The 14,890-nt window shown below is 68.2% G+C and carries 11 protein-coding genes and 2 tRNA genes; 4 read left to right on the forward strand and 9 right to left on the reverse strand.

Translation table 11 applies throughout. The features are described from left to right. Positions 1–22 precede the first annotated feature (22 nt). The 5 genes from clpX to ACFV9C_RS30255 form a co-directional block, all read right to left on the reverse strand. Complete coding sequence (gene clpX / locus ACFV9C_RS30235) at positions 23–1,321, reverse strand: ATP-dependent Clp protease ATP-binding subunit ClpX (RefSeq protein ID WP_380198941.1); 1,299 nt, start codon at positions 1,319–1,321, stop codon at positions 23–25. Between the two features lie 157 nt (positions 1,322–1,478). Next, complete coding sequence (locus ACFV9C_RS30240; RefSeq protein WP_380198942.1) at positions 1,479–2,090, reverse strand: ATP-dependent Clp protease proteolytic subunit; 612 nt, start codon at positions 2,088–2,090, stop codon at positions 1,479–1,481. Between the two features lie 30 nt (positions 2,091–2,120). Continuing rightward, positions 2,121–2,744 (reverse strand): ClpP family protease, encoded by a 624-nt coding sequence (locus tag ACFV9C_RS30245; protein WP_380198943.1) that lies wholly within the window; start codon positions 2,742–2,744, stop codon positions 2,121–2,123. Positions 2,745–3,135: 391 nt separating this feature from the next. Then, positions 3,136–4,542, reverse strand: coding sequence for a trigger factor (gene tig, locus ACFV9C_RS30250; protein ID WP_380198944.1), 1,407 nt, complete (start codon positions 4,540–4,542; stop codon positions 3,136–3,138). A 78-nt stretch (positions 4,543–4,620) separates the two neighbouring features. Beyond that, a tRNA-Pro gene (locus ACFV9C_RS30255) sits at positions 4,621–4,693 on the reverse strand. Between the two features lie 109 nt (positions 4,694–4,802). Here ACFV9C_RS30255 and ACFV9C_RS30260 point away from each other — a divergent pair. Then, positions 4,803–4,873: transfer RNA gene (locus ACFV9C_RS30260), tRNA-Gly, on the forward strand. 243 nt (positions 4,874–5,116) lie between these two features. On the opposite strand, the gene ACFV9C_RS30265 is transcribed toward ACFV9C_RS30260, so the two are convergent. From ACFV9C_RS30265 to ACFV9C_RS30280, 4 genes are all read right to left on the reverse strand, one after another. Further along, positions 5,117–6,643: a nitric oxide synthase oxygenase gene (locus tag ACFV9C_RS30265; RefSeq protein WP_380198945.1), complete on the reverse strand. Its 1,527-nt coding sequence runs from the start codon at positions 6,641–6,643 to the stop codon at positions 5,117–5,119. Positions 6,644–6,663: 20 nt separating this feature from the next. Then, positions 6,664–7,311, reverse strand: coding sequence for a DivIVA domain-containing protein (locus ACFV9C_RS30270; RefSeq protein WP_380198946.1), 648 nt, complete (start codon positions 7,309–7,311; stop codon positions 6,664–6,666). Then, a complete protein-coding gene (locus ACFV9C_RS30275) occupies positions 7,308–8,483 on the reverse strand; it encodes a globin domain-containing protein (RefSeq protein ID WP_380198947.1) in 1,176 nt (391 codons plus the stop codon). The genes ACFV9C_RS30270 and ACFV9C_RS30275 overlap by 4 nt, the downstream gene beginning before the upstream one ends. Before the next feature lie 235 nt (positions 8,484–8,718). Next, the gene (locus ACFV9C_RS30280) at positions 8,719–10,572 is read right to left on the reverse strand and encodes a hypothetical protein (RefSeq protein WP_380198948.1); all 1,854 of its coding nucleotides are present in this window, start codon (positions 10,570–10,572) and stop codon (positions 8,719–8,721) included. A gap of 112 nt (positions 10,573–10,684) precedes the next feature. On the opposite strand from ACFV9C_RS30280, the gene ACFV9C_RS30285 reads away from it, so the two are divergent. The 3 genes from ACFV9C_RS30285 (at position 10,685) to ACFV9C_RS30295 (ending at position 14,793) form a co-directional block, all read left to right on the forward strand. Continuing rightward, positions 10,685–11,770, forward strand: a complete 1,086-nt coding sequence (locus ACFV9C_RS30285; RefSeq protein ID WP_380198949.1) for an ATP-binding protein — start codon at positions 10,685–10,687, stop codon at positions 11,768–11,770. Continuing rightward, entirely contained in the window at positions 11,763–13,508 is a 1,746-nt protein-coding gene (locus tag ACFV9C_RS30290; protein WP_380198950.1) for a hypothetical protein, read from the forward strand. The genes ACFV9C_RS30285 and ACFV9C_RS30290 overlap by 8 nt, the downstream gene beginning before the upstream one ends. Before the next feature lie 64 nt (positions 13,509–13,572). After that, positions 13,573–14,793: an MFS transporter gene (locus ACFV9C_RS30295; RefSeq protein ID WP_380198951.1), complete on the forward strand. Its 1,221-nt coding sequence runs from the start codon at positions 13,573–13,575 to the stop codon at positions 14,791–14,793. Positions 14,794–14,890: the final 97 nt, after the last annotated feature.

Genomic DNA, 14,890 nt, shown 5'->3' on the forward strand with positions numbered 1-14,890 from the left:
TCCCTCTGTGGAGTGATGGTGCTTATGCGCTCTTCTCGCGGCGGTCGCGCTTGGTGCGCTCGATCTGGTCGCGCGGGATCAGCGTCGGGTTGACGTTCTCCAGCACGACCTCGCCGGTGACGACGACCTTCGCGACGTCCTCGCGGCTCGGCACCTCGTACATCACGTTCAGCAGGACCTCTTCCATGATCGCCCGCAGACCGCGCGCGCCGGTGCCGCGGAGCAGCGCCTGGTCGGCGATCGCCTCGACCGCGTCGTCGCTGAACTCCAGCTCGACGTTGTCGATCTCGAACAGCCGCCGGTACTGCTTGACCAGCGCGTTCTTCGGCTCGGAGAGGATCTTGATCAGCGCGTCACGGTCCAGCGGCGACACCGTGGTGATCACCGGGAGGCGGCCGATGAACTCCGGGATCAACCCGAACTTCAGCAGGTCCTCCGGCATCACGTCGGCGTACCCGCCGAGCTCCTTCGGCTTCTCCGGCTCGCGGCTGGTGTTGAAGCCGAGCGTCTTCTTGCCGACCCGCTGCTCGACCATGTGGTCCAGCCCGGCGAACGCGCCGCCGACGATGAACAACACGTTCGTGGTGTCGATCTGGATGAACTCCTGGTGCGGGTGCTTGCGGCCGCCCTGCGGCGGCACGCTCGCGGTCGTCCCCTCGAGGATCTTCAGCAGCGCCTGCTGCACACCCTCGCCGGAGACGTCCCGGGTGATCGACGGGTTCTCGCTCTTGCGGGCGATCTTGTCGACCTCGTCGATGTAGATGATCCCGGTCTCGGCCTTCTTGACGTCGTAGTCCGCGGCCTGGATCAGCTTCAGCAGGATGTTCTCGACGTCCTCGCCGACATACCCGGCCTCGGTCAGCGCCGTCGCGTCCGCGATCGCGAACGGGACGTTCAGCATCCGGGCCAGGGTCTGCGCCAGGTACGTCTTGCCGCAACCCGTCGGGCCGATCAGCAGGATGTTCGACTTCGCCAGCTCGACGGCCTCGTCCTTCGCGTGCCGGCCGGCGCTGGACCCGCCCTGGCCGTCGCGGACCCGCTTGTAGTGGTTGTAGACCGCCACCGCGAGTGCCTTCTTGGCCACGTCCTGACCGACGACGTACGCGTTGAGGAAGTCGTAGATCTCCCGCGGCTTCGGGAGCTCGGTGAGACCGACTTCGGAGCCCTCGTTCAGCTCCTCCTCGATGATCTCGTTGCAGAGATCGATGCATTCGTCGCAGATGTAGACGCCGGGACCGGCGATGAGCTTCTTGACCTGCTTCTGACTCTTGCCGCAGAACGAGCACTTGAGCAGGTCGCCGCCGTCACCAATGCGTGCCACCGGTGGAGATCCCTTCTATGCGCAGTCGGACCGAATTCGACGGTACCCCGTACGGGGCCGAAAAACCGCGCCCGCCACCGGGTTGTGACTACGCCGGTGGCGAACGCGTCAGGCTCTTGACAGCCGGTCAGACCGGCCGAGCCAGTTTCGAACCCGTTCAGACGCCGGCCGGGACCGGGGTCTTCAGGGTCTGCAGGACGTCGTCGATCAGGCCGTACTCGATCGCCTGCTCGGCGGTCAGGAACTTGTCCCGCTCGATGTCCCGGGAGACCTCCTCGTGGGACTTGCCACTGGCGTCCGCGATCATCTTCTCCAGCAGCGAGCGCAGCCGGAGGATCTCGTTGGCCTGGATCTCGATGTCGCTCGACTGACCGTAGGTGCCCTCGGTGGCCGGCTGGTGGATGATGATCCGGCTGTTCGGCAGCGCCAGCCGCTTGCCCGGCGTACCGGCCGCGAGCAGCACCGCCGCGGCGGAGGCCGCCTGGCCGAGGCAGACCGTCTGGACGTCCGGCTTGATGTAGCGGACGGTGTCGTAGATCGCGGTCAGCGCGGTGAACGAGCCGCCCGGGGAGTTGATGTAGATGCTGATGTCACGGTCGGAGTCCATCGACTGCAGGCAGAGCAGCTGCGCCATCACGGCGTTCGCGATCTCGTCGGTGATCGGCGTACCGAGGAAGATGATCCGGTCCTCGAAGAGCTTCGTGTACGGATCGATCCGGCGCATGCCGTACGACGTGCGCTCCTCCCACTGCGGGATGAAGTAGTTCATTGGTGCGTCCTTAACTGACGGAGTGGGAGATCAGGAGTTCGGGCTACCCGAAGGGATCTGGGCGGCGCTGGTGAAGACGTGGTCGATGAAGCCGTACTCCTTGGCCTGCGCGGCGGTGAACCAGCGGTCCCGGTCGGCGTCGTTCTCCACCTGCTCGAGCGGCTGGCCGGTGTGCTCCGCGATCAGCTGGAACAGCAGCGCCTTCAGGTGCAGCGACTGCTCGGCCTGGATCTTGATGTCCGAGGCCGTACCGCCCATGCCGCCGGACGGCTGGTGCATCATGATCCGCGCGTGCGGCAGCGCGAAGCGCTTGTTCTTCGCGCCGGCGCAGAGCAGGAACTGGCCCATCGAGGCGGCCAGGCCCATCCCGACGGTGGCGACGTCGTTCGAGATCCACTGCATGGTGTCGTAGATCGCCATGCCGGAGTCCACCGAGCCGCCCGGCGAGTTGATGTACAGCCAGATGTCCGCCGTCGGGTCCTGCGCGTTCAGCAGCAGCATCTGCGCGCAGATCGCGTTCGCGTTGTCGTCGCGAACCTCGGACCCCAGGAAGATGATCCGGCTTTTCCGCAGCTCGCGGTAGATGTCGTCGTCTTGTCCGCCGGATCCGTTGCCGCCCGCGGCGGTGGGGCTGGCTGCAAATGTCTCGTTCACGAACCCGACATTACTGGTCCGTGGCGACAGACCTAAGGCTGGGCCGGAGGTGTTCGCTCACGGCGCACCGCTCGTCTGCTGTCAGCGAATCCGGGAAGAAATCACCAGCCGCAGAGCAGGACGGACCCGGACTCCTCGACGGTTGTCCCGTCAGGTACTTCGCGGACGTCCGGGCGGTCGGCGTCCCGCCGTACCTCCGGTTCCTCCAGCAGCGTGGCCACACCCGCCTCCTCCGCGTGGAAATCGTTTCACCGAGCACGCTAGGCGAGGAAGTTCACAGCCGGATCGCGAATGTACGACGGCATGCGAACGGCCCGGGAACCCCGCGTGGGGTTCCCGGGCCGTGTCGGCGGACTTGCTCAGGCCCTTGGTTTGCTCAGGCCTTGGTTGCTCAGGCCTTGGCCGGCTCCGGCTCGTCGGCCGGGGTCTCGGTCGCGGCAGCCTCGGCAGCCTCGGCGGCCTCCGGGTCGGCGTACGTGCCGTCCGGCTGCAGGGTCTGCAGCTCCACCGTATTGCCGGAGGCGTCGGTGACCTTGGCGTTCTCCACCAGGTAGGCCAGCGCCTTGCCGCGGACGACCTCGGACACCAGACTCGGGACCAGGTTGTTCTCGACCGCGTGCTGCGCGAACTGGTCCGGGCTGACGCCGGAACGCTGCGCGTGCCGGACGATGTGCTCGGTCAGCTCCTGGTCGTTGACGCTCAGCTCCTGCTGCTCGGCCACCAGGTCCAGCACGAACTGCGCCTTGATCGCGTCCTCGGAACGCTTCTTCAGGTCCTCGTCGAACTCGTCCTGGGTCTGCTCCTCACCCTCGAGGAACTGCTCCATGGTCATCCCGGAGTACCCGAGCTGCTGCTCCAGGTTCTCCTTGCGGGCGGCCAGCTCGTCGGTCAGCAGGCCCTCGGGGACCGGCACGTCGACCAGCGTCAGGATCTTCTCCAGCACCGCGTCCCGGGCCTCACCGGCCTGCTCGAGGCGCTTGCCGCGCTCCAGCCGGGTCTGTACGTCGGCCTTCAGCTCGTCGGCGGTGTCGAACTCCGACGCGGTCTGGGCGAACTCGTCGTCGAACTCCGGGAGCTCCTGCTCCTTGACCGCGGTCACCGTCACCTCGACGTCAACGTCCTCGCCCTTCAGCGAGCCGCCCACGAGCTGGGTGACGAAGGTCTTCTTCTCGCCGGCGCTGAGGCCGATGACGGCCTCGTCCAGGCCGTCCAGCAGCTGGCCGGAGCCGACCTGGTACGACAGGCCGGTGGCCTGCGCCTCCTCGACCTTCTCGCCGTCCTTGCTGGCCGACAGGTCGATCGTGATGAAGTCCTTGTCCGCGGTCGCGCGCTCGACCGGGTTCAGCGAGCCGAACCGCTGCCGCAGCGACTCGATCTGCTCGTCGACCTCGTCGTCGGAGATCGCGATGTCCTCGACCGAGGCCTCCAGGCCCTCCAGGTCGGGCAGTGTGATCTCCGGGCGCACCTCGACCTCGGCGGAGAACTGCAGGCTCTCCTTGTCGTTGAACTCGGTCACGTCGACCTCGGGCCGGCCGATCGCCTTGACCTGGTTGTCGCTGACCGCCTGCGAATACAGCTTCGGGAGCGCGTCGTTGATCGCCTCCTCGAGCACCGGGCCACGGCCGACGCGCTGGTCGATGACCTGCGGCGGGATCTTGCCCTTGCGGAAGCCCGGCACCACGATCTGCTGGCCGATGCTCTTGTACGCCGCGTCGAGGCTCGGCTTGAGCTCCTCGAACGGCACCTCGACGATGAGCTTGACCTTGGTCGGGCTCAAGGACTCGACGGTGCTCTTCACGGTGGCGGTTCTCCTTGATTCGGTGACATGTTGCGACGCCGGACAGCCGACGCCACAGCCGGTACTGCACGGGGTTTGTCGGGGCGACAGGACTCGAACCTGCGGTCTCCTGCTCCCAAAGCAGGCGCGCTAGCCACTACGCTACGCCCCGCAGTGACCGCACGAGTCTAGTCGACCCGAACCAGTGCTCGCGCCACCGGGCCCCCCAGATACCGTTTTGAGTCCACCCGGGTGCATGTGGAATCATGTCCGAGCACCACGCGGGTGTAGCTCAATGGTAGAGCCTCAGTCTTCCAAACTGATTACGCGAGTTCGATTCTCGTCACCCGCTCTCGGCCGAGGGCGAGCCGTGTCCGCAGAGTGCGCGGACCGGCTCGCCCTCGTCGTTTGTGCGCCGTCGCTCCGCTCGGCGCGGGCGGGGGCTTCGCCACCCGCACCCCCTGGCGCCTTCGCTTCGCTCGGCGGCTCGGGTCGGGTTGGTCGGTCGGCTGAGGGCGTTTGTCGGCGTACTGGTGTGTGTTCGGCGGGGTCATACCTTCGAGCGGCGACCCGCGTCGGGCGGGGGCGGGAGCTGTCAGGGGAAGGCTGGGGGGTCGGCTTGGAGGGCTCTGGTGGTGGAGTCGGGGTCGGTGGTGAAGGCGGGGGTTTTGGTGTCGGTGTCGTAGTAGCGGTGGAAGACGGGGGTCTGGGAGCCGGACATCGGGGGGACGATCCAGCTCCAGTCGGCGGGGCAGGTGCGGCCGGCGCGTTCTTCCTTCTCGAGGTGGAGGAGGAAGCGGCGGGACTCGGTGTGGTGGTCGGTGACCGTGACGCCGTTCAGGTTGAACGAGTGCAGGACGGCGCGGTTGATCTCCACCAGGGCGCGGTCGCGCCAGAGGGTGGTCTCGTGTGAGGTGTCGAGACCCATCCGCTCCGCGACCTCCGGAACCAGGTCGTACCGGTCGGTGTCGGCCAGGTTGCGGGCGCCGATCTCGGTACCCATGTACCAGCCGTTGAACGGTGCCGCCGGATAGGAGACCCCGCCGATCACCAGCCGGTTGTTGCTGATCACCGGCACCGCGTGCCACCGCAACTCCAGGTCCGCGAACCACGGCAGGTCGGGATGACGCAGCTCGACCTCGTGCACCGCCTGCTGAGGCAGCCGGAACAGCTTCGGCCCTTCCTCGACGGTCTCGACGACCAGCGGCAGTACGTCGAACGCCCCGCGGCGCTCAGGCGGTCGCCAGCCGCGCCGGATCAGCCCGCTGGTGAACGCGCGGTACCGCGGATCCCCGAGCGGACGCCCGCCTGGCTGGTCGTACCCGGCGTACCGGATGAGCTGCTCGTTCCAGATCCGCGGGCCCGGCCGGGACGGGGTCTCCGGCGCGAACACCGTGATCATCGGCCGGATCTTCCCGCCGTTGTGCGCCGCGGACAGGTGCTCGAAGCAGTGCCCGGCGACCCCGCCGGCGTCCGACACCCCGCGGAGGTCGCGCACCTGCAGACTGCGCCAGTACAGCCTGCCGATGCACCGCTTGTTGTTGCGCCAGGCGACCCGTGCCCCGAACTCGAGCTCCTCGGACGTGTGCCAGTACGTCCCGGTCGCGTCGATCTCGCGCATGACCGCGGCGAGCCGCGGCCCGAGCGGCCCGGCTTCCGGGTTCTCGCCGTGGAAGAGTTCCAGGAACTCCTTCGCCGCGGCCCGGACCATCCCGGTGTCCACGCGCGCGGGCACCTGCTCCGCCTCAGGCCGGTTCGCCGGACGCCGCGGTGCCGCCGTCGCCCGCGAGGGGCGACGTATTGCCGCGCGCCGGCCCGGCCGGGGCACGCCGCGCCGTCCGCTGAGGTGGAACAACTGCTCGCCGGCCCGCACCGCCACCAGGTGGTGCGCGCAGATCCCCGCGGCCGCGACGAGCATCGCGAGCCCGAGTGTGATCGGTACGGCGGCCGGGACACCGCCAGGTACGTCGCCCCCGAGCCCGAGCAGCCCGAGCGCCGCACCGGCCAGCGTCAGGCCGAGGACCGCGAGCGGTACGGCGGGCAACCGGCGGGCAAGGGCTCTGCGGGGCCGGGACGGTGTCAGGTTCGTGCGGGCAGGGCAGTGCCCTTCGCTGTACGCCATGATGTCACTGTCCGTACCGCTCACGCCGAGCCTGGGAACTCCGGACCCGGGAACTCCGGGCCCCGCTCGTTCCGCAGCCGGCGCTGCCAGTCGCTCATGTCGTCGAACCACGCGTCCTTCTGGTGCCGCCCGGATTCACCGCCGGCCGCGGTGTCGCCGCCCATCCGCTCGATCTCGGTGCCGAACGAGTCCACGATCGACTGCATCCGCAGCTGCGCCGACTGCGCGTACGTACGGACCTGCTGGCCGGCGGTGTCCATCGCCTCCTCGACGATCCGGCGCTCGTGCGCCCGCGCCTGCCCGATCCGCTCGCGCGCGTCCCGGCTGACGTCCTGGACCATTTCCTCGGCCACCAGTTGCGCCTGGCTGAACAGCTGGACGATCTGCTCGTTCACCTTGTCGCCGGCCTGCTCGTACTCGTCCAGCTCACCCTGCACCCGCTGCAACTCTGCCTGCGCCCGCCGCAACTCGCCCTGGAGGCGCTCGTTCTCGGCGCGACTCGTGCTGAGATCCCGTGCCGTGTCCTGCACCTGATCGGCCAGTACGTCGAGGTACCCGAAGACCTCTTGCGGGTCGAGACCGCGCCACTTGCGGCGGAACAGCTCGCCGCGGATCTGGTCGGGTGTCTGGTACTGCCGAGAGCCGTGGCGGCGGCTGGTGTTGGTCACTTGACGTCTCCTGACCTGGTGAAGGCTGGGTTGGCCGTGTGGTCGTCCGCGGCCGCGTAGTAGAAGTTCTCGTACTTGATGTACTCGGTCGGCAGCCCGGCGGCGGCGAGGCGTTCGAGCGTGTGCGCGACCATCTGCGGGCCGCCGCACACCATCGCCGTACGGCCGGACAGGTCCTGCCGGGCCGCGACTGTGCCGACCTTGCCGCGTGTCCCGGGGTATGAGCCGTCGGCCGAGACGACCTCGGTGTAGTCGAACCAGGGCCTCGTCTGCGCAAGCTCACGCAACCGGGGGCGCTCGTAGAGATGCCAGGGCATCCGAACACCGTGTAGCAGCTGGACATGCGGCGCTGTGCGTGTCCGTGCCCACTCGTGGTCGATCTGCTCCAGTACGGCGAGCAGCGGGGCCAGACCGGTACCGCCCGCGACCATCAGCAGGTCCCCCGGGTCCTGGCTCCGTCTGGTCAGCCGGTCGCCGACCGGGGCACCGAGCTTGACCTCGTCGCCGGGCTGGAGCTTCCGCACCACGCTCGGGCTCACCTGGCCACCGTCGATCTGCTGGACGTGCAGGTCGATCGAACCATCCGCGCGAGGTGCGTTGGCAGGGCTGAAGTACCGCCACAGCCGCGGGCGTTGCGGGATCTCCATGGACACCGACTGGCCGGGCAGGAAGTGGTACGCGCGCCGCGGCCGGACCGTGAGCAGCGTGAGGTCCATGGTGCGTCGTTCGACCGAGAGCACGTCGGCGTCCCACCAGTCCGGCGTGGACTCCTGGGAGTTCTCCGCGGCCTCGACCATCATCCGCGCGATCACCTGATAGGCCGCCGTCCATTCGGCGGCGAGCTCCTCGTCCCACTCGGGGCCGAGGAAGTGTTTCAGGGTCGCACAGAGCGAGGCGCCGACCGCGTTGTAGTGCTCGGCGATGACGGCGTACTTGCGGTGGTCACGGCCGAGGTGCTGGAGGAAGGCCGCGTCGTTGTCGATCTGGTCGGCGTGGCTGACGATCCGGCCGAGTGCGCTGACGAACTTGTCCCGCTGGTTCGACATCTGCAGCGGGAACATCGACCGCACCTCGGGATTCGACACGAAGATGTGCGAGTAGAAGTAGAGCGCTACCTGTTCTCCGTGCTTCGTGACCCGATCCCAGCTGTGCTGCAGGGCGTAGGCGTCCATCGGGGTTCGTTATCCGGCTCGCTGCGGCGCCTCCTCGGTCGAGAAGAAGCACGGTCCACCAACGGGCACCACGAAGTAGCGGTCGTCGCCGTTGCCGGCCGACGGATCCTGCAGTGACAAGGGTTCCCTCCCAGTTCAGTCCCCGAGTCTTTTTCAGTACTCCGTCTGTCTTCCCCACTCCGGCCGTGACCAAACCGCGATCGGGACCGAGTCGTACCGAAATTCTCTGCCGGGCCTAGGGAGCGCGCAGAAAGGCGATGCCGTCGATCGACGCCGGAGCCGTCGTGGTGGACACGATCTTGAGCGCTCCGGTGCGGAAAACCGTTGTGGGCAAGTAAGTCACGACGCGTCCGGTGGTCGACGATGACAGTGAGACTGTGCCGATCTTGATGTTGGCGTGGTAGATGTCCACGCGCCCCTGGCCGGGACCGTGGATCGCCACGAGCGCTATGCGTTGGCCGGCCTCGGTGGCCTTCGTCAGGTAAGCGCCGTTGGACTTGAGGATCGTGGTGGTGCCTTGGAAGGCCAGGGTGCTTGTGGTGCGGGTCACGGTGCCGGCTGATGTGAGGGCGCGGTCGTCTTCGGGGGCTACCGAGCAGATGGGGGCGGACCAGGCGGACTGGTTGCCCAGGTAGTCGCGGGCTCGCACCATGAAGCACTCGTCCCAGCCCAGCCTGGGTGCCCAGGTGATCGCGGTGATGCGGGTGTTCTGCCAGTTGGCCGGGTAGATCCACTTGCCGAGCGCGGTGCCCGTCGCCGCGGTCTTGTAGACGACGTCGTACGACGCGATGTCGGTGTCGTCCTTGTACGCCCACCGCACCGTAGCCGTCCCGCTCAGCTGGACACGGTCCCCGATCCGCCACGTGACGAGCGAAGGCGCCGTACCGTCCACTTCACTGCAGTACGACGTGCTCCAAGCGCTCACGTTGCCCGCGTAGTCACGCGCTCGCACCTGCCAGCACGTATCCGTACCAATGGCTGCCGTAAGACTCGCAGCAGTCGTCTTGAGCCCCTGCCATGCCGGGAGCTCGTTCCACGCGCCGTACGGCGATGTCCGGTTCGGCCTCTGCTGGATCCGTACGTCGTAGCTCAGCACCCCGCTGGCGGGAGAGTTCGGGTCCTGCGGGTCCTCGTACGCCCAGTCGAACGACAGGCTCGTGTTGTCCCGCACCCGGTCGCCCGCGGACGCGGACGTCAGTACGGGCGCCACCGTGTCCGGGTGCTGCTGCGGGTCAGCGGTAAGCCAGCCCAACGTCGCCACCCGCGCGTTGTTGGACGCGTCGGCGTACACGAGCTTGGCCAGCCCGGACCCGTCCACTCGGAAGCTGTGGCCGATCGGGCCGTAACTGCGTTGCCCTAGCTCCGGGTCGTTCAGGTCCGTGACCAGCAGGTTCGACCCTGACGTCTGTACGGCGAACCCGTTGCCCAACTGGGAGTCCGCCGCAACGGATAGGTTCCGCGGCGGCTGCGGGCCGTTGACGTCAACGACCTGGTTGCAGCCGCTCAGCACCGCCCAGCGCCCGTTGACGGCACCAGGCGCCACACTGCACGCACTGGCAACAAGAACGGTCTTGACGTCACCAGTGGTCAGGTTCTTGCCGTCCAGATGCCCAGGCGAGGTCACCTTCCACACCTTGTTGCCCGACAGCGCGAACGGCGGCTCCACGTCGGCCAGCTTGGTCTTGCTGGCAACGTCGTACACCTCTGCCGTCGTAGCGCTCGCGGCACGGTGGGAAACGAGCACACCGCCCTTCCCGAGCACCACGTCGTCCGCGGCGGGGAACGTGAGCCCACCGACCTTCGCCGTACTGCCGTCGAACGTCAGCAGCGCCGCACCCTCCACCTGCAAGGGCTTGCCGGACGACGTGCCACCCGACGCCGTCCAGGACGTCCCGTTGTTGCTGGTCTCGTACACGGCATGCGTGGACGGGTCCGAAACGACGACCCGCGCACCCGACAGACCCACGTCGGCCGCCGCGTGGCCCGGGACCAGCAGCCCGGCCTCGACAGGATCGGCAGCACTCGCCCGCACTGCGGTCAGCGGCAGCAGTACGACGGAACAGACAGCAACGGCTCTGGCACGAAACACGGGACCCCCCAGCCACTGATAAGCCATCGCACCCTAGCCAGTAACCGCCAGTAACGGAAGCGACGCGCGAAAACCAGGTGACACCCCGTGACCTCCCGAGGACCCTGGAACGTTGGCCACCAAGCGGAAGGAACGCATGCAGGCAGGAATCACGGTATCGGCAGCCGAACTGCCAGAAGTACTACTGCACGTCGCAGTGGTCCGCCCGGTGTTCCTGTGGGGAGCACCCGGCATCGGCAAGAGCAGCCTGGTACGGGCGTTCGCGGAATCGCTCGGCCTGGAGTGCGTGACGCTCCTGGGCACCCAACTCGCTCCGGAGGACCTGATCGGCGTACCGCAGATCGTCGACGGCCGCAGCCGGTTCGCCCCGCCGGTGGCGATCGCCCGCGACGAGCCGTACTGCCTGTTCCTGGACGAGCTGAATGCGTCCTCCGCCGAGGTCCAGAAGGCGTTCTACTCGCTGATCCTGGACCGCCGCATCGGTGAGTACGAACTGCCGGAGGGGTCAGTCGTGATCGGCGCCGGCAACCGCGCCACCGACAACGCCCTGGCCCGCCCGATGGCGAGCGCACTGGTCAACCGGCTGGTCCACGTCCACCTGCGCGCCTCCGCGACCGGCTGGCTGGAGTGGGCCGGTACGGCGGGCATCCACCCGTGGGTACTGGAGTACCTGCGGAACCGCCCGGACCACCTGTGGACCGCGCCGCCCAAGACCGAGGAGCCGTTCTCCACCCCGCGCAGCTGGCACATGCTGTCGGACGCCCTGCACTCGTACGGCGAGGACGTGTCCGACGAGACGCTCCGGGTGCTTGCCTTCGGCACCTTGTCCTCCGGGCACGCGTCCGCGTTCCGCGCGTACGTGAAGACGGTCCGGCACGCGTTCGGGCTGGACGCCGTGCTCAAGGGCGAGGCCGGCTGGCCGGCTGCACCCGAGGATCGCGACCTGCTGTACTTCCTGGCCGAGACGTTCCGGGCGCGGCTGGTCAAGGAGCTGGCCGCGGACAAGGCGTCCGCGAGCCCTGCGGCCCGGCAGCTCGCACACCGCGGCAAGGCGCTGCTGGTGGAGCTGGCGGAGATCTCCCTGGAGGTGGCGCAGCTGGTGATCGCTTCCGACGACAACGGCCGCCCGGTGCTGCCAACTTGGTTCCTGGTCGAGGTGAGCCGCGACCTGCCGCGTCTGGTGGCGGCCCGTGCCTAAGCGGAAGAAGCAGGACCCGGAGCTGGAGGCGATCCAGGCCGGCTGGACCACGGTGACGACCCATCCGCTGTTCGCGCCGATGATCGACCGGATGTACGCCCCGCAGCGCGACGACAGCTGCCCGGACGACGGCTGGGCGGTCATCGACTCGAACGGGCAGATCCACACCCACCGCACCCGCCGGGCAACGCCACACGAGTGGACGTGGGTCTTCGCGCACCTGCTGATCCACCTGGGGCTCGGCCACACCACAGCTGGTCCTGCATACGACGTAGAGGTCAACCGGTACCTACACTCGCTCAAGCTCGGCACACCGGTGGTCGAACTCCCAACGACGTTTCCCAGCATGGAAGTAGACCGCTTGGCTCGGCTCTGGCGGCGTTCGGGAGTGCCACCCGAGTACGAGGGCCAAGGCGTCGCCGGACAGGCGGCCGACATCATCACGGCCCGCTGGAACGGCTGGGGCAAGCCACCGAACTGGGGCGAGCTTTTCGCTGCAGGCCTCTCCGCAGCGGCCGCAGCGGCCGTCGAGGTCGCAGGCGGCGTCCGTTCGTCGCTAGGCACAAGAGGCCGCGACAAGTGGGACCTGGCGCTCGGCTGGTTCGTCTCGTCGTACCCGTTGCTGGGTGCGATCGCGGCGAGCATGACGCTCGTCGCGGAGCCGGAACTCGCCCGCGGCTGGGACATCCAGGTGGCGGCGGTGAACGCTACCGCCGGCGAGATCTATGTGAACCCGCTGACCGACCTCACGCAGAACGAGTGGCGGTTCGTGATGGCGCACGAGATGCTGCACGCCGCCCTCCGGCACGGCGAGCGCGTCGGCGGCCGCGATCCGTACCTGTGGAACGTCGCCGCGGACCTGGTCATCAACGGCTGGCTGCTGGAGATGGGCGTCGGCACCATGCCCGACGGCGCACTGCACGACCCAGTCTTGAAGGGCATGTCCGCGGAAGAGGTCTACGACCGCATCACCACGGATCTGCGCCGCTACCGCAAGCTGGCGACGCTGCGCGGCGTCGGACTGGGCGACGTACTCGGCCACCCGCTGCCGCACGCGGGAGAGGCAGCCAGAGCAGCCGGGCTCGACGACATCTACCGCCGCGCGCTGAACACGGGTCTCGCCTACCACGACCCCAGCCGCGGCACGCTGCCTGCCGGTCTGGTGGAGGAGATCGGCGCGCTGGACCACCCGCCGCTCGCCTGGGACGCACAACTGGCCCGCTGGTTCGAGGAGCACGTTCCCGCCGTCGAGAAGCGCCGCACGTACGCACGGGCCTCCCGTCGCCAGTCCGGTACGCCGGACATCCCGCGACCCGGCTGGATCCGCCCGCTCGAACTGGAGCGCCTCCCGACGTACGGCGTCGTTCTCGACACGTCCGGGTCGATGAACCGCGAACTGCTCGGCAAGGCGCTCGGTGCGATCGCGTCGTACTCACGGGCTCGCGACGTACCGGCCGCGCGGGTCGTGTACTGCGATGCCGCGGCGTACGACGCCGGCTACGTGCCCGTGGACGACATTGCCGGCCGTATGAAGGTGCACGGGCGCGGCGGGACCGTACTGCAGCCGGGGGTGGACCTGCTGGAGCGTGCGGACGACTTCCCGGCGCACGGGCCGATCCTGCTGATCACGGACGGGCAATGCGACGTCGTCCGGGTCCGGCGGGAGCACGCGTGGCTGATCCCGCGTGGTGCATCACTGCCGTTCACCGCAAGGGGTCCTGTGTTTCGCGTGGAGTGAAACCGCTCTGCTGCAGGCGAACAGGCGTAGTCGCGTCGCTCTGCTGCGTGACAGGTTCACCGTCATGGCATGGGTCGTGAGAGGTGAGTTCAGGAAGCTCTGGCTCGGACAACTGGTGTCCGCGTCCGGTAGTGCGGTCACGACGGTCGCACTGCCGCTGGTCGCCGTCGTGACCCTGCATGCCTCGGCCGTGGAGATGGGTGCGTTGTCGGCGCTGTCCATCGCACCGCACCTGGTCTTCGGGCTCCTGGCCGGTGTCTGGGTCGACAGGTGGTCCCTGCGCCGCGTGATGATCTGGACAGACCTCGGCCGACTCGTACTGCTCAGCTCTGTGCCCCTGGCGGCGGGCCTGGGCTGGCTGCGGATCGAGCAGTTGTACGTCGTCGCCGTACTGACCGGAGTGCTGACTCTGCTCTTCGACACCGCCTCGCAGACGATCATCCCGGCCCTGGTGCCCCGCGAGGACCTCATGCGCGCCAACAGCGCGGCCCTGCTCAACCTGAACCTCGCGTCGACGCTAGGGCCTTCCGCGGCCGGCCTGCTCGTCCAGGTGCTCACGGCACCGTTCGCGATCCTTGTCGACGCAGCGTCGTACGTCGTGTCCACGGTGACGGCGTACCTCATCCGTGAACCGGATCGGCCACCCCCACGGCCGCGGTCCGAGGTACGGCTGACAGCGGGGCTGCGGGTGCTGTTCGGCGACCGGATGCTCAGGCCGCTCGTCACGTCGGCGGCAATTGCGGCCATGGCCGGAGCGATGCAGGGACCCCTCGTCGTACTGTTCCTGATCCGGGAGCTGCACAAGTCCCCGGCGTTCGTCGGGCTGAGTCTGACGACGTTCGGAGCCGCCGCGGTGGCAGGCAGCTTTGTCGCCACCGGCTGGTGCAACCGGGTCGGCATTGGTCGCGCTTATCTGTCCGGTGTATTCCTTGCGTCACTCAGCGGCGTCTCTCTGTTCACCGGCCTGACACCGGTGATCCTTCTCGGACAGGTGTGCACCGGACTCGGTATGTCGCTGTTCGCCGTACCGCAACGCACCCTGCGGCAGGCAATGGCGCCACAGCATCTTCTGGGGCAGGTGACCGCGTCCTGGCGAACCCTCGTCATCGGCGGGCAGACGGTCGGCGCCGTGGCCGGCGGAGGACTCGCGACCGCTCTCGGGATCCGTCCCACGCTGCTGATCGTCACCGCCGGCATGCTCGCCGGGCTGCTGGTCGCGGCGGTCTCACCACTCCGCGGATTGCGGGTCCTGCCCGAAGTCGCGCGATCGATCGCGCGGGACTGATAGCGATCCGTGATAGGTCCGGAGGCCGCTTCCGCGTGGAGCCGCGACGGCCTATTGCGATTCATTCACCGGGAATGGAATTGGCAGGACAAGCGCT

Origin of the sequence: Kribbella sp. NPDC059898, assembly GCF_042730855.1 — a bacterium.
Taxonomy (GTDB): domain Bacteria; phylum Actinomycetota; class Actinomycetes; order Propionibacteriales; family Kribbellaceae; genus Kribbella.